Below are 23,803 nucleotides of genomic sequence, written 5' to 3'. Positions count from 1 at the left end.
TGTCGCTACGGGGGGGGGGGCAAGAAACGAAGCCTATCGCAGTAGGGCCAAGATAAGGGTGTTTAGAAGGAAACCTGCTACAAGCACCCAGCTCGCCCAGGAGAGCCGCAGGAACTTGCGTTGTTTGCGCACCGCAAGCGCGGCGATCGCCACCCCGGTCATTCCCATAACGATCAGGGCGGTGGCGAGGTGGGTAGATGATACGTGGGAGGTTATGGGTCCCTTGAAGTAAAGCATGTCATCGATGCCGAGTATGAGGATGTTGAACATGTTGGAGCCTGCCACGTTGGAGAACGCCATGTCAGCGGCCCCCATGCGGAACGCGGCCAGGGTGGTGACGATCTCCGGCAACGATGTGGTCAAAGCCACGAGGATGCCGCCGATGACGCTTGTTCCGATGCCTGTGCGTGCCGCGATTCGTTCCGCCACCCCTGGAAGCCACAGAGAGACGCCGATGACCAGAGCGGCCGAGATCGCATAACCGAGGATCGCTTTCCCTAACGAAATCCTCCTTTTCGCTCTTTTTCTTGTGTTTCTTACCTTTCGAGATTCTTCCTTATTATGAGATGTGTTACGGGTACGGGTGTTACTGGCCTGAACGTAGGGTGGATAACGGCCTTCCCTCATGGTGATGCGCACCGCGAACACGTAGATTAAAGGTAGAAGTATGCTGCCAGGCCATATCCAGGGAAAGGATTTGAACCCATCGGACAGGAAAAGTCCCAACGCCACTACCGCGACCAACACGAGCGAGAACGCCGCTTCAACGATGTAGGCCGGGTTGACCCCGTCGAAGAAGGAGCGCTTGCCTGACATGAAATCAAGCATGACCAGAAGGAGGAGATTGAAGACGCAGGAGCCCAGGAGTGTGCCCACGGTGAGGTCGGGGACGTCGAAAATTAGGACAGAGCTTACACCGGTAAAAAGTTCAGGTAGAGAGGTGGCGGTAGCTATAAGGATCGCCCCGGCCCAGAGGCGACCAAGACCGGTCTTTGAGGCTATCACGTCTCCGAAACGCACAAGGAAGTAGCCAGCGGCGACTATCACAGCAACACATGCAAGAAACTCCAACCAGAGCCAGATCATGCGATCTCAATCCTTGCAAGATCCACGTAAGAGTCTATTCACAACTATCAATGATTCAAGCCCCCGTTTTTACCCCAAAACCCGGTTAGGAGATCGGTAATCTTTGTTTTGCAGAGCTCGGTGAAGTTTTCCCGTATGGAAACTTCTGGTAAGATTTGGCTGCATCGGGCTATCATCGTCCCAGTGCAAAGACCCGAAGGAGAAGGGACGTCAAGAGGAGTGACAATAATCTGCTAAAAGGCTACCAAAGCTGAGCACGATCACCTAGGATGGGCCTCAAGGTAACGGTCAATCGCCCGATCGAGCCGCTCAAGAGGAATGCCAACCTCGGCAAGAACGGCTTTTACCAAATCGATATCCACTTCATTCTCCCGCTTGACTCTCACTAACGCCTCATCGCGAGTCATCAGCCCCGCTCGTACCATCCGGCTGTAAAAATCGTCCTTTTCAGTCACTCCTACAAGTCTAAGATAGATGTAGTTCTTAACGTCATCTACCTTGCAATCGAAGCGCCACGTAGAAGGATAATCAGGGGGCGAGTGCCAATCCAGTTCATCCCGTACCCTACTCAGAACCTCACTTTCGCTCCAGGGTAAGTATTTGAAAAGGGAAATCCTTGTCAATCCTCTTCCCAAGAGACGTACAAAAGGAGCTTGGGGACTTGAATAAAGATAGCCCAGTATAGTCGGGGGTAAAACCTTGGGGGCAAGATAACGTATGTTCTTGCCTACCTCGCGAGCCAGACCAAAGATGTAACTTGTGTAGTATTTTGCTACCGAAGCCTCAGCATCAACGCCCAAAAGTTCTCGCTTGAAAGTGGTCTGTTCGTAAGGATTGCCTCCGGAAAATGCGGCCCTGACCCCATAGCGCCAGGCGGTACAAAGAACCGTCTTCCACAGAGTCTTGCACCCCACGCACATCATAGGAACCATCGCAGGGGAAGGATTACACATCCACGAGAGAAGATTGTGACGCATAGTACGTAGATGAACGCCAGGAAGCTCGAACTGTATCAGATCCACACCCAGACACTTTTGCAATCGGCGAATATTCTCAGAAGCAACAGGATGAGTGAAGGGATTGCGGTAGTTGAAAGCCAGAGCCTTAAGCTTATAATCTCGCACCGCCTTGAGGAGCATATAGGAACTGTCGCGACCGCCGGAGAGGGTTACTATACAATCGTAGCGCCCCTGGCCACGAATGCGATCAAGCACCTCCAGTAAAGCCTCTTCTCCCTCATAGGTAACAGGCTTAGCCTTACGGCAATAGTTGCATACCCCATGCTCATCAAACGAGATCCCCGGGGTAGTTGATGGCAATACACATTTAGAACAACGCATGATGAGAATCTAGCCAAAAAATCGTCTTAGTCAAGCCCCCGGATTTAGTTTAGCATCTTACCTAGAAAGAAAACTCTGTAGCAGAACTTTATTACTCTCGAAGTAGTTGACTTTCCATCACATTCGGCTATTATCAGTCCCAGTAAATATACCCGGAAGACAAGGAACACTAAGATGAATAAAAACGATCCGCTTAAAGGCTACCGCGGTAAAGCCCGCGAAGTGCTTCGCCGTATGGGGGCACGGGTGTGGGCGGACGTTGAGATAGAAACGGACAAGGGAATCTTTGAAGGCATAATCCTGCCGCGCTCGGAGCAGGCAGACGACCTGCATCTGGTTCTGAAGTTGGCGACGGGGTATAACATCGGCATCGCGGTAGAGCGCATAAAAGCCATCCGTGAAAAGGGGTTCCGCGAGGCTCACTACAAGATTCCGGAGCAGGAGTTCCCTTACGACCCTGCCAAGCCGAACGTTACCCTTCTGGGCACGGGCGGGACCATTGCCTCAAGACTGGATTATCGCACCGGCGCGGTGATCCCTGCATTCACGCCCGGCGAGCTCTACGGGGCGGTGCCCGAGCTTGCCGATATCTGCAATCTGAAAACCGAAAAGCTCTTCGGGGTATTCAGTGAGAACATGGGACCAGCCGAGTATATAACCACTGCCAAGACCATAGGCAGGGAGATAGCCAACGGAGTGGACGGCATCGTAATCGGTCACGGCACCGACACCATGCACCACACCGCTGCGGCACTTACTTTCATGGTTCAGAACCCTCCGGTGCCAATCGTTATGGTAGGTTCACAGCGTTCAAGCGACCGCCCATCCTCGGACGCTGCATTCAATCTGCGTTGCGCCTGCAATGCTGCCGCAAACGGCCAGATAGCCGAGGTCATGGTCTGCATGTTCGGTCCTACGTCTGATGCATACAACCTCCTGCACAGGGGCACAAGGGTGCGCAAGATGCATTCCTCCTACAGATCGACCTTCCGCACAATCTCCGATATACCGGTAGCCACCTGCACACCGACCGAAGTCAAGCCTCTGCGTAAGGATTTCACCCCGCGCCGTAAGGACAGGCAGGTCAAGATCGATGCTCGCTTCGACGACAGGGTGGCGATCGTCTACTACTACCCGGCCATGAAACCGGACATTATTGAGTCTTTGATAGACAACGGGTACAAGGGGATAGTTATTGCGGGAACCGGATTGGGACACGTAAACAAGCCGCTTTACGAACCGCTGCGCAAGGCGTGCGATAAGGGAATCTCGGTGATGATGACCGTTCAGACCCTTTGGGGATACGTTCAGATGTTTGTATACGATACGGGACGTGACCTGATGGAACTTGGAATCGTGCCCTGTTCCAACATGCTGCCCGAGGTGGCCTACATCAAGCTTGGCTGGGTGCTCGCCCATACCGAGACCCGTGAAGAGGTGGCGAAGATGATGCTTACCACTGTCAACGGTGAGATCACCGAACGAGAGCCGCACGACGGCTATCTTATATTCCAGGGCGGACTGCCCGAGATCGAGGAATTCCTAAAGCGAGGTCTTAGGTAATGGATGCGTGGCGCAAGAAACTAATCGAGGGCATTGATTTTGATGACACAGAGTTCTACTCTGCTCTGGGCTTCAAGTGCGGTCTGGAGATACACCAGCAGCTGGATACGAAAAAGAAACTCTTCTGCCATTGTCCGGTAGGCTACCGCAACGACGAACCGGATGCGATTATCCTGCGTCATATGAGACCGACTCTCTCGGAGATGGGCACCTACGACGGTACAGCTTTAATGGAGTTCAAGACCAAGAAGCAGGTAATCTACCAATTATATAGGGATAATGTGTGCACCTACGAGATGGACGATACCCCGCCCTTCCCAATGAATCAGGAAGCCCTGGATTACGCCATCGAGATTGCGCTCATGCTCAACTGCCAGCTGGTAGACGAGGTGCACATAACCCGAAAGCAGTACCTGGACGGTTCGATTCCAACCGGATTCCAGAGAACGGCAATCATAGGTGTCAACGGCTGGATTCCTTACCGGGGAAGAAGAATCCGCATCCAGCAGCTTGCTCTGGAAGAGGACGCGTGCCGTGAGGTTGAGGACAAAAGACACACGATTGTTTTCCGGACAGACAGACTCTCCACGCCACTGGTGGAAGTTGTGACCAAGCCGGACATGCTCACCCCTCACGAGGCGGCAGAGGTGGACGAGCTTTTGGGGAGACTGCTGCGGGCCTCGGGGCGAGTGCGCCGCGGTATCGGCACTGTCCGCCAGGACGTGAACGTCTCCATCAACGGATCGGACAGGGTAGAGATAAAAGGCGTGCCGAGGACGCCGGATATACGCGCCTTGACTCACTATGAGGCCTTACGCCACAAGGCATTGCTTGATCTGCGGGAGGATTTACACAAAAGAGGGATCACTCCAGCCGACTTTCGAGCAGAAGATCGTGAGGTAACCGATCTTTTGGGAACCACCTCTAACCGGAGACTACGTACATTGATCAACCGGGACGAGGTGGTTCACGCGGTCAACCTGAAGGGCTGGCGGGAACTGATCCGCCACGAGACCCAGCCTGCACTGACCTTTGCCGCGGAGCTTGCCGGAAGGGTTCGGGTGATCGCCTGCCTTGATGAGATGCCCAACATCTTCGTTCTGGACGGCAGGGGTGAAGGACTGGGGGTGGAAGCAGAAGAGCATCTGCGCAAAGAGATAGGGGTAGCCGAAGAAGACACCCTTGTGCTGGTCTGGGGACCGGCTGAGGATGCTCAAACCGGAGCGCAGGAGATAATCATTCGTGCAAAGGAAGCTACAATAGGTGTCCCGCAGGAGAGCAGGCAGCACATGCCGGATGCCTGCCGAACCGACTTCGAACGCATCCTGCCCGGCCCGGACCGGATGTATCCTGATACCGACTCACCACCGGTGGCGATATCTAAAGAGAGGGTGGAAAGGCTTCAAGCGGATGCCGTCCCGTGTCCCTGGGATCGTGAGGAGCGCTACAGCGAAATGGGGATCCCTGAATACCTGGCAGCTGATCTGGCTATCCATTCCCATGCAAAACTATTCGACCGGTTGGTTGACGATACATCGCTTAATCCGACATTGCTTGCCGAAGCGCTGGTCCAATGGCAACGAGCTATCAAAAGGAACAAACAAGAAGTGAAACTTAACATCAATCCTCCTGATGGAGAACGGTTGGAGAGTTTCTTTAAGGCGGTTGACGAACGCAATACCCCGCGCCGTGCGCTCTACTACGCATTCGAGAAGCTCCTCTACGGCGAGAACGCCGAACCGCCCTCTTCCCTATCTGTAGATGAGCTGAGAACACTGTGTAAAAAGGTGCTCGAAGAGTTCAAGGACGTGCATTACAAAACCCGCGAGCTTACCTTAGACTTCCTGGTAGGCGAGGTTATCGAACAAAGCCAGGGCCGGGCAGAGCCCGCTAAAACCCGCTTCCTTTTAAGCTCTTACCCTTAAAACCTCACTCTACTTCTTTCAAAGAGTCTACCCTAAGGTTCAACAGGGAATCGGTAACCAAGAGAACCTCTCTGATAGCGCTGGCCGGAACGATCTCATAAAGACGGGAGTGAAGGACCAGGGTATCACCTGCGACCTCAGACAGACACCGTGCCACCTGAAAGCTGCGAGCCATACCCACGAGATGCAGCCTGCGCCCCCTGTCTTCCTCGATCCAGGTGAATACCGGTGCACCGCTCGAACCCAGATCAAGCAACCCCTCCAGTCGGATGAGGGAGTCGGCATAATCAAGTTGGGCGATGTGGCTGAACGAAACCGCAGGACAGAAAGCCGGAGGCCACTCTATTCCCAGGGGATAGGCGGCAGAGACTGTAAGCATACCAGGCCAAAGCATCCCGCGGTCTATTACAAAGTCGTTCAGCGCAACGGTATGTGGAGGCGAGGAGAGTCCATCGACATCCGCTCCCAGAACTGCAACGTCATAATCCCGGTCCCGGGAAAGCACCCTGACCTCAAAGGGCCGCCCTTCTTTGAAACCAATGAGACGCGTGCGCTTGCCCACCACGTGGAAGTTGGTCACAAGATAGACCACCTCATTGCTTCCAAAGCTAACGAAGAACCCGCTGCCCAGGAACTCGCCTGAAGTATCCGCCAACGCAACCACCTGCTGAGTAAGGTATTCAGCCTGCTCGCGGGGAAGATGCTGCCTTAAGGGATTGAAGCGCCGGCCCGTAAGTAGAAGAGGAATAATCATCAAAATGACTAAACGGATTATTAGATTACTCCCCGCGGGGGCACGAGGCAACGACGTGGGATGCAAATTACGAGTCATCTGATTATCCTCCAGTTACTCCTTGATCCATCCTTAAAGGATAGAGACACCGGAGGGGGTTGTCAAGCACTTGACTTGTCCTACGGAACGAATATCATGGAGCATGAAACGATTCCTGGCCATCTTAATGGCAGGAGGGCTAGCGGCGGCACTAGCCGCACAAACAGAAGATCCGCGCGAAGGCGCAGGCGGAATAATCTTCGGTGCTGGATTCGCCTTCGTTATTGGTGCCCCTGAAAACTGGATATTTGACTCCAAATCTGCCCTCTCCATAGGTGCAAGAGCAGTAATATACCCCGTTGGAACCGACCTCAATCATACCCAGGTAATCATCCATGCCAACGCCTTGCCATTGAATGAATTAACCCTTCAAGAGTGGATCGAGCAGGATATAGCCAACCTGGAGGAAGAGTTTCCGGGAATAGTCGTCAAGGAACACCCAGGCTTGATGACTACTGATACCCTGACCGCCATCGTGCGGGAGTTTGAACCTGCAGAGAGCCGCTACGGTCTATACGAGCGTATCGCTTACATCGATATCGGGGAAAACGTTGCCATAATATCGCTGTCAGCTCAGAATAAGGAAGCCTACGAGGAATCAATAGAAGCGTTCAACTACGTCGTAACCGAATTCAGAAAGGGCGACAAGCAAATCCTACTCAAGGAACAGCCCAACTAAAGATTCTATCTGCCTTCTAGTGGGAATCATCCCTCGTCTCCCTGAAGATAACGTAAGGAGTAAAAAGTTCCCATGGAGATTACCTCCTATCGTAAGAAGATCAGGAACATAACCGCGAATACCGCTAACCCGAGTATTGCCGAGCCTGCGGCGCGCAACCAGTTAGCCTCATAGACCTTGCGCGCGGCGATATAGATCAATACCGCCATCCACAACACCCCTATCGCCAGACGGATCATCTCCGCCCAGAAAGGCCATGGCGGGAATCCCCACGGGCCAAGGATAGGCGCAACAAACGTCTCAGGTATCCAGGTAAAGAAAAACCAGGGTATAGCCAACGCGAGTCCAAGCGGGCCGAGGATATCGGCCAGCCTGCGTTTCCTTGAAAAGATGTAGTTCCACAAATGTATCACCGCCCCTGCAAAGAACCACGTGAGGACAGTCCAGGGCGCGGTGAAGAACGTCTGCCAGAGGTAGTATGAGTCGCGAGGGATAGGCAGGATCGTTTCAAATGCGGGTTTGAAACCAGCGAGCCACAGAAGGATCGCAGTAATGGCATAAAGCAGCCCGAAGATCGCAACCGTCCAGAAACCGATCCAGACGTTGCGCTCCTCGTAAAGTTGATCTTCTGCAGCCTTCCCAGGTCTCACAATCCAGCGCCACGCATAGGAAAAAACCTTTCCAAGCATCAATTCCTCCACGGGGAGTCTAATCGCATTAACTCCTCAGTCAAGCGAGTAAGCCTTTGAGTTACTGACCACCGACTTCAACTGGAGGCAGGCCTCCGACTCTATGGATGATAAACGCCTTCTTGGCCAACGCAGCAAATCGCTGCGCGCTGTCAAAAGAGAGATGCACACGTTTCTCCATCTCGCCACCCGGCTCCTTCAGAGTAGCCTCGATTATCAAAAGATCAGCATCTTTAATGTGAGGTTCAAGCTTTGAGTCCAGCCCGCAGTCACCGGTAAAGACAACCCGCTGTCCATGATGTTGAAGCACGTATCCAAGGGCAGGTAGCTGCTTACCGATCCCACCTTTTTTGGTGCTGCCGCAGTGCACGACCTCAAAGGAGGCTGTGTTGATTTCACCCAAGTTGATCCGCTCTCCACCCCTAACCTCCCGTCGTTCGATTTCGAAAGGAATGCTGTTCCCATAGGCGGTCGTAAACGCCTCAATAATAAGTCTATCTTCTCTCGCTTTATGCGGGGTAAGTATGATAAGGGGTGTGTTACGGGCGATCATCCGCATGTAGCCAAGAATGGAATGCAAACCGCCCACATGATCGAAGTGCCCGTGAGAAAGGTATATCCCCTTGATAAGTTTAAGATCCACTTCGCGTTTAAGGAGATCACGCAGGGTGCCGTCGCCGCAGTCGAGGAGGAGAGAGCCCCCAAGTTCAAGGGAGACGAGTATGGATGTAGCAACCCCTGTTCGGGAGTAAAGCACCTCCACACTCCATCCTTCAGCTTGCCAACATAGATTCTCTTGCACCATCGCTTGCCTCCTCATTGACGAACGTATCATAAGATGCCTCACCCTGAGGCCTATCCGTCATCCCTTTTTTCTCTCTGCGAGTTCGGTAAAACAACCGCGCGATAGATGAACGTGGCTCCTAAAGAAACCAGTAACACACCCACAGGCCAGGCCACATCAGGGATAAGATTGAAGGTGGCGAGCGGCAGACCGATACCGAAGAGGGTGAAGAACACCGCGACCCCGAAGCGCATCACCCATCGTTTTGAGCTTCCCTCGCGGGCAAACTGGATGTTTTGCCTGATGGTGCGGACGAGAAGCCAGACACCAAAAGCCTCGGAGAGCACCGCTGGCACCAGACACCATGCAGGGATCCAACCCTGCCACTGGGACAGCGCGGCAACACCGACAAGCACCAGCAGCCCGCCTGCTATGCTCCACAGTATGATCCTTCGTCGCCTGCGCATCAGACGCAACCCCTGACCCAGTGTTGCCTCATTGCGCCATCCTAGCCAGGTAGGCGGAAAAGTCAAGTGCACCGGTGTGCGGCAGGCGATTCCCAGACCATTTCGAGCCCTCAAGATTTGATACTATTTTCTTATAAAAGATTTAAATTGATTTGAAACCACTTGACAAAGTCCCCTTTTTCTTTACAATAGGCTTATGAGGAGGGTATTGGGGGAATACAGGAATCCCCGAATATCTAAAAACAAACCTAAACAAAGGAGGACACAATGTCTAAAAAGACTCTCCTTATCATCGCAGCGGTGGCGGTGATGCTCGTTGGCGCTACAAGCGCTTACGGCTATTACGAACACTGGAACGGCTGGTTTAACTCAGGATACCTCAAATACCTTGGCGCCACCTTTGACTATACGACCGGTTCAGGCGTGCTTGAGGACCGCACCTTTGGAGACGTCGATTCGTTCTTTGTCAACGCTGTAGACGTTTCCACCTTCACCTGCGAGAGTGGCGAATTTGCTGGCTACTACATCATGCTTTATCCGGATGCCAGCGGCTGGAAATACACAGGTCAAAGAGGCCATAAGGAAGCCCATAACGGTGGATGGACAGCCCAGGCGTTTCTCCATATACCCTCAACCCCCCCACAGACTGTTGAGTTCACCGCCGAAGGCACCTGGGATACAGGAACTTCTCATGACGGCTACTACTTCAACTACTACCCTGCTACGCCTACCTATAGCGCAAAGTGGTATTTTGTCGGCAGCACTCTTCCGGGCCTTCAAGAAGGAAAAGGCGGCTGTGAAGGCGACCGGGTACTCTACGAAGACTAAGTAACCTAACCTATAGAGGAGGGGCTTTGCCCCTCCTCTTTTCTTGACATTGCCCAAGAACCGGCTTATACTGAGACAAAAGGAGGCAGTAATGCTTAATATAAGCCTCTTAGCTTTAACCCTGTGGGGTGATATACTTGTGGAACCCTTTCGCATCGCCGAGGCCGAGCCTGGCCACCATCAGGTGTGCGTAAGCGCGGCAATGACCCCTGACGGGCATTTTGCCATCGCCTGGGTAGACAGTCTTAAGCCTACAGGCCCTTACCATTATGAGTTTGATCTCTTCGTCCGTTTCTTTGACCGGGATGGCAGCCCCTTAACCGACCCCTACAAGATCTCCAAGCTTAAGGACACCAACTGGATTTATCGTCCTTGTATCGATATGGATACCCTGGGCAACGCTGTTCTTGTTTGGGGCGACAACCTTTCTCTAGATGAGACAGACACCGGTTACACCAGGTTCCAGAGCTTTGGCCCCGACGGCACTCCGATGGATTCTGCAAAGACGTTATATGAAATCGGATTAGTTCCACATTACCGCGTAGGTTTAAGCCTTGCGAATAACGGCACCTTTGCGTTTGCTCAGAGCGCGTGGAGTGGCGCCATCTGGGTTCAGCGTTTCGATCTGGAAGGCATTCCCCAGGACTCCGCTTTTCTGGCCCACGATACCGGCGGCGACTTCTATCCCGAGCAACCCCAGGTGGCGCTGAACGATGCAGGCGACCTGGCGGTAACCTGGTATGAAGATCATACGGGTGGAAGTTATCCCAGGTTCCAGGTGTTTGACGCCGAGGATGAATCAATTTTGCCGTGGGAGCCGTTGGGGCATCGTGTGGATGACGGGGAGGAGCTCTACGCCTGCGCCAGGGCTGAAGTCTACTGGCTTGATGACGACCGTTTCGTGGTGTTCTGGAAAGATAGTAGGCTCGGCTACCCTGAATTTCCGCATCCTGCGGGTCGGGTATTCAGCGACAGAGGTTTGACGCGCCATCCCATACGCTGGCTGATATGGGAAGATTCCTCGTGGCTTTATCCTGGCGGTCCAGAAGGCTACTACTCCACCGCCGTTTCGCCTAACGACAGCTTCGCCTACACGCACATAAGGAGTTACTATGACTATCCTGATACATCTGATCCGTCTAAGCTGCGTTGGTGGAATCATGGTGGGGCGATACTGGGATACATACAAGACAACGAGCCGATACGCCGCACCAACCTGTTCGAGTACACCCCGCCCTGGGGAGCGGATACCGTGAACAGCCATTTTGACAATCGGACCCACGTTCAGACCCCTGCGGTGGCCTGCTGCGACGACCGCCTCGTTTGGGTGTACTCGCGGCTTAACACCGACACCATCTTCGAGGCCTTTGCAATGATCACCGACTGGAACATGGGCATAGGAGTTATGGAATCTCCTATCCACACCGAATCCCCTATCAAACTTGAAGCATCCCTCAACCGCCTTGCCTACGATGTCCCAGGCGAGGCCCGCCTTACCCTCTACTCCGCCGACGGCCGCCGCGTGCTCGAAGAAACCATCGAGGGCAAGGGCATCTGGACGCCCTCCTCCACGCCCTCCGGCGTCTACTTCGCACGGGTTGAGGCTGAGTCAGCCTCGTCAACCCGAAAGGTGATACTGGTTCGATAGCGTACTTTTAGTTCCCCCTTAGTAAGGAGGATTCAGGGGGATCAAAGGAATCAAGAAATAGACACTTAGACCTCGTCCCCGCATTGTGCCCCATATGAGATCGCCACGCTCACTCCGGTCGGTCGCGATGACATTTGTGTGTTCGGTTGGGGTGATTACTTGACGCGCAAGCGTTGAGAACCTATAATCTCTTATGATCAAGATAGAGTGGTACGAAGGGGGCAGGGCCGAAGAGAGACCGCAGAGGATCATAATAGACCAGGAGGGGTTTGACGTTGATGAGGTCATTGAGCGGGCCCTTGTGTTCGACACAGGTTCACAGGGATACCACCGGCTTCTGCGGGTGCGCTGCGGGGAGCGAATCTTTCGTCTCACCAACCAGTGGAACGAGTGGAGTTGTAAGGAAGAGTAGATGAAGATAGGTAAAGAGCTCTATTCGCGGCTAAGGAAACATCGCGCAAGCCAGGATAGTCTGACCATCATAGCCCTCATTCTGTTGACCGCCGCTGTGGTCATCCTGGCCAGCCTTTGTGCATTTCTTGCCTTCTCCTCATGGTTTTATCTGCTGTTACTTCTGTCTTTAGGTCTGGCGGTATTCTACCTGCTGCGCCGTCCCAACCTTTACGTTCTTGCACGATCTGTGGAGCAACACGAACCCAAATGGGGGGATCGCCTCTCCACCGCTGTGGATCTTTCAGCCAAGCGTAACCCCAAAGAGGTTTACTCCACCGAGCTTATCACCGATTACGTGGAAGGGATCGAGGCACGGCTGGATACCTCCTCCTTCTCACTTGCCGCAAGACGGAAGATGCTTGTTGGATCTCTTGGAATCCTGGGCACAGCAGCCATCGTCACCCTACTTATAGTTCTTCTACTTCCAGCAAGACTGAGGTTTGGATTCAACGCAATCTTTGCTCCACATAACCTTGATCTTCATATCGAGGCTCTGACAGCCGATACATTAGTTAATCCGGGTGATCGAATTGAGGTAATGGCACAGATTCACGCTCCGGTTAATCTGGGTTACGTAGAGTTGATAATTGAAAAGGAAGGGGAGAGGGAAAGTAGAAAGGTAAACCTCAAAGAGGGCTTGGTCAGCCAACGTGTCAAGGTAGATGCAGAGGAAAAGGTCTACTTCCAACGACTGGGCAGACGTTCTGACGAAACCTACATCGGCTTGCTGCGTCCTTTTGAGATAAGACGGGTTGAGTTTACGGTTTCCCCGCCTGCGTATACAGAAGAGAAGCCAAGGACCTCAAGCGGGATGCGATTTGCGGCCCTGCCTGGCAGCAGGGTAAAGATCGATGGAAACGCCTCAGCCGAGCTCTCAGAAGCTTATCTGCTTCTAGACGACTCCATTATTCCCCTTCGGGTAAATCACACGGAGTTTGAAGGATCTTTTGCATTCAGTTCTTATGAAAAACTTTCGCTTCTTGCAAAAAATCGCTCGGGGGCGGTCCTTGAGCAAAGAATAGATGCCCTGCCTCGATCTGACGAATCACCCCTGGTAGAGGTGTTCCTGCCTGGCAGGGACACGGAAATCAACCAATTTATGAGGCTAACCCTGGGGGTTCATGCAATTGATGACTACGGTCTGGGTAGTATCCATCTTGTGACTGAAGGGGCCGGTGGACTAAAACTCCAAATCGGCAGAGCTGAGGGGCAATCGGAGGATAGCGTCTTCTATCGGTGGGATTTAAGCGAACTCGATCTCCTCCCAGGAGAAGAGATCACCTACTATGTGGAGGCGGCGGATAACGACGTAGTCTCGGGTCCCAAATGGGGACGAAGCAAGACATATCGGCTGCGCTTCCCTGATATCTCGGAGATCTTCTCCGAGGTGACCGAGTACGGGGAACAAACCGCTGAAGGACTGACTGAGCTTAGCGAGCAACAGGAGAATCTTTATCGAGAGTTATCCCGTATCGAGGATAAGCTCCGCGCCGAGCAGGCCCTTTCTCCTGAGGAGCAGAAACGCCTGCGAGAGCTCATCAAACAGCAAGAGAGGTTGCTTTCATCAGTTGACAGCCTTGCCCAAGAGACAAAAGAACTCCTACAGCGCTTAGAGGAGGGCATGGTAAGCGATCCAGAGACTATCCAAAAACTCTCGGAGCTCAGCGAGATGCTTGCCGAGCTGATGCCGCCTGAGCTTCAACAAAGGCTCACAGATCTTGCGAGAGCGCTGGCTGAAAACCCGCAGCGTCTTGCCGAAGCAATGCACAGGACTACTGAGTTGGGCACGGATCTCCAGGTACAGCTTGAGCAAGCCCTTGGAGTGCTCGAACGCTTCCTCGAGGAGCAGAGATTGGCAGAACTCGCGGAGAAGGCCGAAGCTCTCGCTCGGATGCAAGAGAACCTTATACGAGAGGCAGAAAAACTCCCCAACGAAGAAGCAGCTGCAAGACAGCAACAAATCGAGAAGGGACTGGAAGAGCTTGCCAGGGAGGCCGCAGAACTTGCTAACGAGCTTGAAGATTCTGATATAGCACCCGAGCTCAGGGAGATCGCGGCACAGATGGCCGCCGAAAACACCGAACTCAGTAAAGATATCGAAAAAAGCCTAAGCCAGGGCAGGATGAACCGCTCCGATGCTCGCAAACTTGCACACAATCTTAGACAAGCAGGGAAGCAATTGAACATGATGCTTGCCAATCTGCAGAAAAGAAGGAATCAGGCGTTAGAGATGGAGATGGCAAAACTTGCCCGGGAACTCCTGCTTTTAAGCGAAGAGCAGGAGGACCTTCTGGGAAGGGTAGGGACAGAGGACAATCTGGAACTCGCTGCACGCGCCACCGAGCTTGAACGCGCGCTCGAACGCAAGAAGGAAGACGTATTCAAACTCGCAAGTCAAAGCTTCAAGCTGCCGCGTGAGGCCATGCACAGCCTCGCCTCCGCTTCGCGAAGCGCTGCTGAGTTCAAGCAGTCACTTATTGAAGGCCGCAGTGGAACGGCCAGCCAGCAGGGAAGAACGGTTCAGCACGAGATCGATCGCGCGGCGTCGTCTCTTCTTGAAGCATTTGCCCAGTGCAGCGGCCAGCAATGCTCCTCAACCGGTATTGAACAACTCATGCAGTCGCTTTCTGCAATGAGCATGGTTCAGCTCTCAATCAACCAGCAGATGGGCGGACTTCTGCCTTTACCTATCTCTGCCGAGAGTATGACCGCGGCACAGCGCCAGGCACTGGGCGAGCTTCTGGCACAACAGTCTGCCCTGCGCCAGCAACTTGAGGAGATGCTGCAAGCGGCTGGCCAGGAACCAGGACTTTCGGGCATGATTGAAGGGATCGTCGAGGAGATGAAATCGCTCGAGGAGGACATGTCGCGTTACGTGGGCGAACGCGAACTTGTAGAGAGGGGAGAACACATCTTCCGCCGTCTGCTTGACGCACGCAACGTTTTACGAAAGAAGAACGAAACCCGTGAGCGGGAACGAGAGATCGGGACCGTCTGGGAGCAACTCGCCTCGCCTTCCTTGCCCAAGGACGCGGGTGAAAGACGCCTGTACCTGAAGAAGGAGCTCCTGCGCTTTTTGCAATCCGATTACCCTGAGGAGTACAAACGCCTGGCGCGTGCATATCTACAGGCGCTTCTGGAGCAGGAATGAACGCTATCTTAGCACTGATTCTCCTGTTGAGCCCTTCGACATCGGATATACTTCTGGATTTTGAACAAAGACTGGACGCTGGATTCAACGAAGCGACCTACCGCCGCTACCTTTACTATTGCCGCCAGCAGGATCAGGGTCAGAGATTGGCCGAGCAGAGCAAAAGGTGGCTCCAGGTCTATCCTGACCGCGAGATACTGCGCTTCGGCATCGGTGAGGGACTGCTCATGGCCGGTGAGGAACGAAGAGGAATAGTTCAGTTCCGTGAGCTTTATGCGGATTTCCAGCAGTGGGCAAACGAGATCATCTTCACCCTGCAAGAGATGGAAAACAAAGAGGTCACCTGGTTTATAGCCGAGGAGCGCAAGCGCATAGGGAATCCTACCCTTCACGCCAGGATAATGATCGAGTATTATCTTGAAAACGAAAATGAGCGAAAGGCGCTTTCCGAGCTGGCTGCTGCAATCTCGGCAGGCGCTACCCCTGCAAGCTTCAGACGATCCATTGACGTGCTTTCAGAAAGACTCGGCAAGGATAAGGTTCTGCAGGGGGTTAAAAAGGTTTCTGAGGAACTACACTTTCAACTTGCCCTTGAGCTTGGTGATAGACAGGAGATAAAAGAAGCTATCAACTCGACCACTGACGAACGCAAGTTGATTATGATGGGTGACCTTTGCGAACGTGAAGAATACATTAGCGAGGCTCTTCTGGCGTATGAACGTGCCGGCAGAAAGGCTGATGCCGCGCGAATACTTGTTGCTCTGGGACGCAGCAAGGAAGCACAAGCGATCCTTGAGACCGATAACAGTCGAAAGGGGCGAGAACAACGTGCACTATTACTCGCAGGATCGGCGGATACCTACACAGACGCTGTAGAAGCGTTCAAGGAACTACAGCGAAGATACGGGGCACGTCCTGAATGGAGTTTAAGTATTGCAGCGCTGGAGCTCCTGCGTGGGAATGAGCGTAACGCGGGCAATGCCCTTGACGGAATCCCTGCAGACAGCGCAGTCCTCTTCCTGCAAGGAATCCTTGCCGCGGTTGAGGGGGAGCTGGATTTGCTTAAAGGTATCGTGGATCGTTGTATCCTTCGCTTCCCTGGCAACGCTTACGAGAACGACCTGATCCTCTTATACGCGATAGCGCTCACCCAGTCCAGAGGCCTAAAGCAATATGCGCTGGCCCTTGCAGCCTACCACTGGGGGGATGCAGAAGACGCATACAATCGTTCGATAAGACTCGCGGAGAAGAACGAAGACCTTGCTGACGAAGCCATGCTTCTTGCAGCAGAAAGCCTGACCTTACTGGGACGTTGGAAAGAAGCGGAGACTACCTACCTCAAGCTGGTTGAAAACTACCCTAAAAGCCCCTTGAATACACGGGCCCAGTTCGAACGAGCCCTGCTTTTAAGGGACAGGCTGAATGATCCCAACAAGGCTCAAGAGATACTCAAAGAACTGATACTTCGCAATCCTACCTCGCTCTACGCCGACCTGGCAAGACAAGAGATGTAGGCTCATGTCACACAAAACCTGCAAGAGATACTTCACCTAGCAGATATCAAAGCTCAAGACTGTCCATGGTCAAGACATCGCTACCAGGTAGTAGTGGGTTAAGGTCGTTGAGGAGGACGTCGGTAACAATCTCTTGGCGCACAGACTCGACCGTCTTGACATGGACTTTTTAACCAGATAAGGCGGCGTCTTATGTGACACCGCCTCTATTCGATAGGTGTTACGGGAAGTGTTGCGGGAAGTGTTGCGGGAAGTGTTACGGGCCGACTCATAAATCAATCCAATACGAATCTGAAGGTTATACGGCCGGTGCGCTTGAGTTTCTCTGACGAGGTGAACTTCCAGCGGGCAAGTGCCGCCTTCACATCTTTGTCCCAATTCGGGTAGCCTGTTGAGCGTCTGACTACCATGGTGGGGGAGACATCGCCTTGTTGATTGGCCCAGAAGTCTATTATGATTACCACGTTCGTAAGCCCTTTGGCTTTGGCAAAGTTTGGGTATCTGGGCAGGTACGGAGAAACTATGTCCGCTGGAGTAAGTTCTCCTTCCAAGGAGAATTTTGATCCCTGGCCGGGCTTTGGTTCTTTGACCTCAGGTGCAGCAGGCTTGGGTTCAACGACTGGTTTGGGAACAGCGGGTTCAAACACTGTGTGTTGTGTTGGATCGATTGGTCCTTCGAGAGGGACTATCCCTGGAGACAAAATCCCACCTTTTGAACGAATATCGGAGATGGGTTCCCTTTCCAGAATTTCGGCTATGCTTACCTGGTGCTTGGCGAGGACTATAACCCCATGAGGTTCCACTGCCGAGATCTCTGTAGGGTCAATAGTATTTTTAGTCATAGCCTGCAGTTGGTCTACCACGGATGATCTAATCGGATGGCTGCTAGCGTCCTCAGAACCCGCGCGTGTAACAAGAGGATCCGCCGCAATAAGTTGCTTGATAACCTTCGGGTGTTCGGTGCCTGGTGAGATGTATACTTCCCATATCTTGTTTGGATCTTCAGCCACTGCTTTGTTGTTGTATTCGAGGGAAAGGAAGAAGATAGCACCGTGAACAAGCACGGAGGAGCCGAGACCTATCCACAGGCGCGGGTTGCGTAGGGTTTGCCACAAACCTGCAAAACTGTTGCGCAGCGCCAGAGCCAACGATTGGACCCACGCGCGTGGATTCAATGTGATGGTTAGTGTTTTCATGTCAACCTCCTTCGGTTTCAGGTTTCACTTGGGAATACAACTGTTTCCGATGATTATTCCGTAGAAATCCCTTTTTAGGAGGTTGAACTTGGCTTATCCGGCTCTATCCTCCCTAACCAGTTCTTAAGGGGCAATCTAGGGTGATGTGTTTACGACACCCGGAACTAAGTTCTCAAGCACTTGTTCGATATTGTCCACCGGCATGTGCTCGATCTCCTCGCCGGTTATGGTGATGCCTGTGCTTGGGTCTTCTTCGATAATCGGTGGAGACTCCTCAACACTCACGATATGTAAGATTGTCTGGGACTTGTTTTTCAGTTCGTCAGTCACTTCGACAACTTTACCCACCGAATCAGGGTGCAGGTAAGGGCCTTTCGGGAGACTATCCGAACCATCAGAGGGTTCCTCTTCCAATGAAATATCTGGAAGGGTCTCTGTGGTTGCAGTTTGAGCCTGGGCAAGGCTTACACATATTACCATTAGGATCGCAGAAAGCAGAGTAACAAATTTCATCCTGACCTCCTTGATATATTTATATTAGTCTCGGAAGAGGGGTTGTCAAGCTTCTTTCCGGGGTCCCTACAAAATGATGAAGCAATTTCCTACCGCTCTAATCGGGCGTTACTCCTCGCAATGACGGGGAACAAGGAAGAGTGATTCTGCGATCTTTTTTCGCCATGCGAAAAAAGGAGCAATAAATTCGGGGTCCCCGCAAGAGCACGAAGTGATCTTGTGGGGTAAACAAAACGCCGGAAGGCGCCACCATTTAACCTTCCGGCGTTTTTCCTCTGCGGATGGAAACTAGGTCTTGAAAACCACGGCAACCGTGATTATGACCTTGCCTCCGTCTGAGGGCGCGGGGAAACGCAGTTTGCCTAGCTCCTTTACCAGAGCCTCCTCTAAATCTTCGTTATCAAGAGTAGAACTCTTCACCACTACAGCCTCAATACTGCCATCGGCTTTTACCGTTATTCCGAACACGGCACGGCCCTCGATCGAGGAATCCTTCTTTAAGTACTTCTCGTAGATATCGGTGAGTTTGTCTTCGATTCCTTCAAGAATCTTGGTGACATCGTCAGCGGTCAGCGCGCCGAGCACGGTGGGTGTCTCGAAGCTGACTGAACCTTCGAGGACTGCTTTTTGGCCCGCAGCGTTCTGAGTGACGCCGTTGAGTGGAACCGGGGTCTTTTCGCGAGCCACATATGGAGCACTCTTCAGGGCGCGTCCCATGCCGCCGTAGTAGCCCATATCCGCTTCCTCTTCGCCGAACACGCCCTCGTAGGAGACGCCTTCGGGAATAGGAATGGGTACCTGGACGGTTTCGAGCTTGCCGTCAACGTTGCGGACCTCTTCGGAGACCGCGACGAAGCTCGTATACTTGCTCATTAGCTTGTACTTTAGGGCGATCTGGGTGATCTGATCTACGATTTCGGGTTTCTCGCCGTGATACATCTGATCGGAGAGATAGGAGATCTTGGTGCGTGCCCACAGGGTGGCGATAACGTCGTGCTCGGACTTCTCTTTGGGGAAGACGACCGCTATCTTCTGGATTACGGGCTTGCCCCGAACCTTTCCCTTGACCTTTATGACAGCGGAACCCGGTTTGGTGTACCGGCCGTGGATGATCACCGGCTGTGCACTGAACAGATCAGGTATCCTCTGCGGGAACACCTCGATAACCTCTAATCCGCCCCAGTCTATCTCGATATCCATGAGGAACGGTTTGGCGATGCGATCGTAGAACAGCTGAACCGCCGCCTGCGGGTCCTCGTCCTGGCGGCAGTAGGTAGCGTAGCCGCGACCGGCACGCGCCATACCCTCCAAGAGGTAGCGGTTTACCGAGGAGCCTACCCCGAAGGAGAAAACCCTGGCGCCCTCAAGCTTGGCTTCAATGGCCGCGATTATCTCGGCCTCGTTGCCCACGTAGCCGTCGGACATGAATAAAACGAACCTGCGGCGCTTGCGTGCGGGATCGCGGTCAACCGATAAAGCCTCGTTCACCCCGGTAAGCATCTCGGTACCGCCTGAACCGTCAAGACTCTCTACGTAGGCGATAGCCTTCTTCACGTTCTCCGGGGTATTGGGAACCGGACTCGGGGCAAAGCGCTCGGCACTGTAAGAGAAAGCGATTACCTGAAAGTAATCGTCAGGGTGCAGGTTCTCGATGCAGAGCTTCATGGCTTCCTTGACCTTCTGGATGGGGAAACCGGACATGGAGCCGGAACGGTCCACCACGAAGACGAGCTCGCGGGGGGTAATCTCGGCGATCTTAAAGGAGGCCTTGGGCTGGATCATGAGCATGAAGTAGCCGTCCCCTTCTTTGGTGGCGTGGGTGAGGAGCGCATACTCCGGTTTGGAGCCGGCGACGTCGTAGCGGAAGATGAAGTCCTTGTTCGGGATCTGGTCGCCCTGCTCGATCTCGACCGTTACCTGTGATGCGCTCTTTTTGCTCTGTTTGATCTTGTGCGAAGGGCAGACAAAGTTCTGGATTGGAACCCCGGCGTCTACCGTCAATTTGAGGCTGATGTCGTGGCCGGAACGGTACTCGGGCTTCAGGACCGGCGGGGTGATGCGGGAGGCGTCAGGCACCTCCTCGGTATCCTCAGACCATCCGCCGCCCTGCTTGCCGGTGGATGTGTTACGGGTGCCGGGGATGAACCGTGGGCCGACAACCATGGGGAAAACGTACTCGTAGGTGCCGTGGTCGTAGGCTAAATCCTGCACGTATGAGATCTCGATGTAGATGTCGTCGCCGGGCATGATGTTGCCCACGGTCTGGGTGAAGATGTTGGGTCGTTCCTGTTCCAAAAGGCTTGCGGTCTTGCCTTCCTGGATCGCCTCTTCGTATATCTGGCGTGCTTCTTCGCGCTTCTTGATAACGCCTTTGATTACCTTCTCCCCGATCTTCATAGTCATGGCGTCAACCGCCGCATTCTCGGGCAACGGAAAGACGTACACAGCCTCTATCGGCTCCTTATAAGGATTAGTGAAGTGCTGGGTGACGTTCACGCGGGCAATGTAACCTGAGACGTAGGCATCTACGTCGGTATGCTCCAAGGGAAGCTCCAGGGTTTTGCCGTCCTTAAGGATTTGCAGCGATCCCTGGGTGATGTCACCTGATGCTATCGATACCCCTTCAGGGGTTTCGGTTTCTACTCTGACTTTGTCTGCACCGATGAAGAACGCCAGCACCGCTGAAAGGATTAAGAGCTTTACGAATTTCATCTTGGCCTCCTTGTTGGCTTTGATTTTCACTCATGCCTTGTTATACAGCCGCAGGCGAATTATATTCCTTCGATGAAGCAGATTCAACTAGGTCAATTTTCTGACTTGACTTTTGCGATGTTTTCCCATATTATCACTAGATAAAATTTAACAAAAGGAGGCCTTTATGAGGATTCCTGAACCGACCCTGGATGGGGTCGCCGAAGCCCGAAAGAAGTTCATCGAACAAGTTGACCCGACCAATCTCTTTTATCGGGCTGCGACGAAGCTGGTAGAGCTCGCCCTGAGCGAAGCAAGAGAGGCGGATTCTTTAACTCTTGCTGAAGCTGTAGGAGTGCTTCTAAAGACGTGGAATGATGGATTCTACAGATTTGGACACGCGAAGTTTGACAAGGAGCACTTGGGCAAAATCCAAGAACTTATGGATTCTCCTGAATTGAATCTTTTATCCTTCAGAGAGCGTTCCCTAGAGAGCCTTCATAGTGAAGAAGAAAGCTCGATCAAGACCATATTCGAGTCTTTCGAGAAGGTGCTTGGGACTATTGGAGCAGCTAAGTGCCTGCACCTTTTGGCGCCTCAGTTTTTCCCACTCTGGGATCGTGATATAGCCCACGGATACCAAATCTATCCGCAAAAGAGAGGAACAAACGGGGAGAACTACGTAAAATTTGTGAATAAGACCAGGGAGCAGATTGAGAAACTTAAGAGAGAAGGCTTTAGGTATGAGGATTCTCTTAAGGCACTAGACGAATACAACTGGATTCACGCGCACCAGAACAAACGAAGAAAGTCTCGACAACCTTGACTTTCCCGTGTTCTTCAGTAGGCTCTGTCTACAATTCAAAGGAGAAGATGTGAAACATATCCAGGTCTTTGCGGGAGCAGGGCTGATCCTGATGCTTGTGGGCTGCAATCCATCGACCAAAGGAACAATTGTAGTGAACTCCGAGCCTGGGGGTGCGGCCATCTATATCAACGATACACTTACCGATTATCAGACAAATCACGTGTTTGAGGAGGTCGAGGAAGGAGAGTATAGCATACGTCTACTCCTTGCCGGTTACTTGCCTTGGTCTGAGGTAGTAACTGTCCAGGCAGGCAAGACGGTTACCATTGAGGCGAAGCTTGAAGCGGTGGAGATAGGCGCCCTGCGCTGGAGATACGAAACCGGTAATGACGTGTACTCCTCAACTGCTCTAGGCGCTGACGGCACAATATATGTGGGTTCTTGGGATAACTACCTCTATGCCCTGGACCCTTCAGGGAAGCTTTTGTGGCGCTACGACGCAGGGCACTTGATCTCGGCTTCGCCTGCGATTGGCTCAAACGGCACTATCTACATCACCTCTTACGACAAGAATCTCTATGCCATTAATCCGGACGGTAGCTTAAAGTGGAGTTACATGACCGATGGTAACATTCATTCATCACCTGCGATTGGTGCGGACGGCAGTATCTACTTCGGGGGCAAGTATCGCAAACCGGGAACCCAGGAGCTGGTTGACTATCTCTTCGCCATTGACACTGATGGTAATCTGAAATGGAAATACCGAACCGAGAATAAGATAAAATCATCACCCGCTGTCGCCTCAGACGGCACTATCTACGTAGGATCAAACGACGGCTTCCTTCACGCGGTTAATCCCTCAAATGGCTCCCGCAAATGGGCGTTTGAGATAGGCGCGGCGGTTGAGTCCTCGCCTGCCGTAGGTGCGGATGGCACCATCTACGTAGGCTCTCAGGATGGAAAGCTCTATGCAGTAAGTTCTGGGGGAGCAGAACTATGGAACTTCCCCACCAACGGAGCTGTGTCCGGCTCCGCGGCCCTCGGTCCTGACGGAACCATATACATAGGCTCTGCAGATAGCCGTCTTTATGCTTTAGACCCTTCTGGGAACAAGCTCTGGGAGTACAACGCGAAGAGAACGATACGATCCTCACCTGCGATGGGTGCGAACGGCACCATCTACTTTGGAGCGCTCGGTGGAACCATCTTTGCCTTGAATTCTGATGGAACCCTTCTTTGGAATTATGAAGCCGATGGTAACGTTCAATCCTCTCCTGCTATCGGTGAAGACGGGACGATCTACGTGGGTTCAGACGATGACTATCTCTACGCGATCTACGGAGATTCACCGCTTGCTTCCTCTGCCTGGCCCAAGTTCCGCCACGATGCCCAGAATACGGGACGAGCGCGCTAGCGCGCGAATTGCAAAATGCAAAGTGTAAATTGTAAAATTACGGGGCTTAAACTCCATTACAATTTGCATTTTATTCCGCAAGCGTCATCTTTCAGTGCAATTTGAATTTTGAAATTTGCAATACCCGTGCGTGGGCTTGACTTCGGCTGATTCCAATATACTATTTGACGAGGAGTTTTAGGAGCAATTATGAAAAGGCCGTCTCAGGCGGCGTAAACGGTA

Annotated in this window: 19 protein-coding genes; 10 read left to right on the top strand and 9 right to left on the bottom strand. The window is 52.8% G+C overall.

Translation table 11 applies throughout. The features are described 5' to 3' along the window. Window positions 1–33: 33 nt before the first annotated feature. A complete protein-coding gene (locus tag CEE36_10660) occupies window positions 34–1,086 on the bottom strand; it encodes a hypothetical protein (GenBank protein ID TKJ38496.1) in 1,053 nt (350 codons plus the stop codon). Between the two features lie 260 nt (window positions 1,087–1,346). Next, complete coding sequence (locus CEE36_10655; protein TKJ38495.1) at window positions 1,347–2,300, bottom strand: ATPase; 954 nt, start codon at window positions 2,298–2,300, stop codon at window positions 1,347–1,349. A gap of 300 nt (window positions 2,301–2,600) precedes the next feature. Here CEE36_10655 and gatD point away from each other — a divergent pair, with 300 nt between their 5' ends. Next, window positions 2,601–3,989, top strand: coding sequence for a Glu-tRNA(Gln) amidotransferase GatDE subunit D (gatD, locus tag CEE36_10650; GenBank protein ID TKJ38494.1), 1,389 nt, complete (start codon window positions 2,601–2,603; stop codon window positions 3,987–3,989). Beyond that, complete coding sequence (locus CEE36_10645; protein TKJ38493.1) at window positions 3,989–5,914, top strand: Glu-tRNA(Gln) amidotransferase GatDE subunit E; 1,926 nt, start codon at window positions 3,989–3,991, stop codon at window positions 5,912–5,914. The genes gatD and CEE36_10645 overlap by 1 nt, the downstream gene beginning before the upstream one ends. 4 nt (window positions 5,915–5,918) lie before the next feature. Here the strand turns inward: CEE36_10645 and CEE36_10640 are convergent, their stop codons facing one another. Next, window positions 5,919–6,746, bottom strand: a complete 828-nt coding sequence (locus CEE36_10640) for a hypothetical protein (protein ID TKJ38492.1) — start codon at window positions 6,744–6,746, stop codon at window positions 5,919–5,921. A 103-nt stretch (window positions 6,747–6,849) separates the two neighbouring features. Here CEE36_10640 and CEE36_10635 point away from each other — a divergent pair, with 103 nt between their 5' ends. Then, on the top strand, window positions 6,850–7,425 hold the full coding sequence (locus CEE36_10635; protein TKJ38491.1) for a hypothetical protein: 576 nt from the start codon (window positions 6,850–6,852) through the stop codon (window positions 7,423–7,425). Window positions 7,426–7,511: 86 nt separating this feature from the next. Here CEE36_10635 and CEE36_10630 read toward each other — a convergent pair whose 3' ends face one another. The 3 genes from CEE36_10630 to CEE36_10620 all read right to left on the bottom strand — a co-directional run bounded on the left by CEE36_10630 (window position 7,512) and on the right by CEE36_10620 (window position 9,365). After that, window positions 7,512–8,114, bottom strand: a complete 603-nt coding sequence (locus tag CEE36_10630; protein ID TKJ38490.1) for a hypothetical protein — start codon at window positions 8,112–8,114, stop codon at window positions 7,512–7,514. Between the two features lie 61 nt (window positions 8,115–8,175). Continuing rightward, the gene (locus CEE36_10625) at window positions 8,176–8,949 is read right to left on the bottom strand and encodes a hypothetical protein (protein TKJ38489.1); all 774 of its coding nucleotides are present in this window, start codon (window positions 8,947–8,949) and stop codon (window positions 8,176–8,178) included. A gap of 20 nt (window positions 8,950–8,969) precedes the next feature. After that, window positions 8,970–9,365: a hypothetical protein gene (locus tag CEE36_10620; GenBank protein TKJ38488.1), complete on the bottom strand. Its 396-nt coding sequence runs from the start codon at window positions 9,363–9,365 to the stop codon at window positions 8,970–8,972. A gap of 267 nt (window positions 9,366–9,632) precedes the next feature. On the opposite strand from CEE36_10620, the gene CEE36_10615 reads away from it, so the two are divergent. The 5 genes from CEE36_10615 (at window position 9,633) to CEE36_10595 (ending at window position 16,959) form a co-directional block, all read left to right on the top strand. After that, window positions 9,633–10,193, top strand: coding sequence for a hypothetical protein (locus tag CEE36_10615; GenBank protein ID TKJ38487.1), 561 nt, complete (start codon window positions 9,633–9,635; stop codon window positions 10,191–10,193). A gap of 91 nt (window positions 10,194–10,284) precedes the next feature. Beyond that, window positions 10,285–11,841: a hypothetical protein gene (locus CEE36_10610; protein ID TKJ38486.1), complete on the top strand. Its 1,557-nt coding sequence runs from the start codon at window positions 10,285–10,287 to the stop codon at window positions 11,839–11,841. Between the two features lie 193 nt (window positions 11,842–12,034). Next, window positions 12,035–12,253, top strand: a complete 219-nt coding sequence (locus CEE36_10605) for a hypothetical protein (protein TKJ38485.1) — start codon at window positions 12,035–12,037, stop codon at window positions 12,251–12,253. Further along, on the top strand, window positions 12,254–15,445 hold the full coding sequence (locus CEE36_10600) for a hypothetical protein (protein ID TKJ38484.1): 3,192 nt from the start codon (window positions 12,254–12,256) through the stop codon (window positions 15,443–15,445). Next, entirely contained in the window at window positions 15,442–16,959 is a 1,518-nt protein-coding gene (locus CEE36_10595; protein TKJ38483.1) for a hypothetical protein, read from the top strand. Before CEE36_10600 ends, CEE36_10595 begins: the two co-directional genes overlap by 4 nt. Window positions 16,960–17,234: 275 nt before the next feature. Here the strand turns inward: CEE36_10595 and CEE36_10590 are convergent, their stop codons facing one another. The 3 genes from CEE36_10590 to CEE36_10580 all read right to left on the bottom strand — a co-directional run bounded on the left by CEE36_10590 (window position 17,235) and on the right by CEE36_10580 (window position 21,380). Beyond that, a complete protein-coding gene (locus CEE36_10590; GenBank protein ID TKJ38482.1) occupies window positions 17,235–18,155 on the bottom strand; it encodes a hypothetical protein in 921 nt (306 codons plus the stop codon). A gap of 135 nt (window positions 18,156–18,290) precedes the next feature. After that, on the bottom strand, window positions 18,291–18,668 hold the full coding sequence (locus CEE36_10585) for a hypothetical protein (protein TKJ38481.1): 378 nt from the start codon (window positions 18,666–18,668) through the stop codon (window positions 18,291–18,293). A 288-nt stretch (window positions 18,669–18,956) separates the two neighbouring features. Next, window positions 18,957–21,380 (bottom strand): trypsin, encoded by a 2,424-nt coding sequence (locus CEE36_10580; GenBank protein ID TKJ38480.1) that lies wholly within the window; start codon window positions 21,378–21,380, stop codon window positions 18,957–18,959. Window positions 21,381–21,546: 166 nt separating this feature from the next. On the opposite strand from CEE36_10580, the gene CEE36_10575 reads away from it, so the two are divergent. Together CEE36_10575 and CEE36_10570 are read left to right on the top strand one after the other, a co-directional pair. Continuing rightward, window positions 21,547–22,185 (top strand): hypothetical protein, encoded by a 639-nt coding sequence (locus CEE36_10575; protein TKJ38479.1) that lies wholly within the window; start codon window positions 21,547–21,549, stop codon window positions 22,183–22,185. Between the two features lie 49 nt (window positions 22,186–22,234). Beyond that, window positions 22,235–23,581, top strand: coding sequence for a cell surface protein (locus tag CEE36_10570; GenBank protein TKJ38478.1), 1,347 nt, complete (start codon window positions 22,235–22,237; stop codon window positions 23,579–23,581). Window positions 23,582–23,803: the final 222 nt, after the last annotated feature.

It is taken from the genome of candidate division TA06 bacterium B3_TA06, assembly GCA_005223075.1.
GTDB lineage: Bacteria > Hydrothermota > Tepidihabitantia > B3-TA06 > B3-TA06 > B3-TA06.
This window is presented reverse-complemented; position numbering and strand designations above follow the sequence as displayed.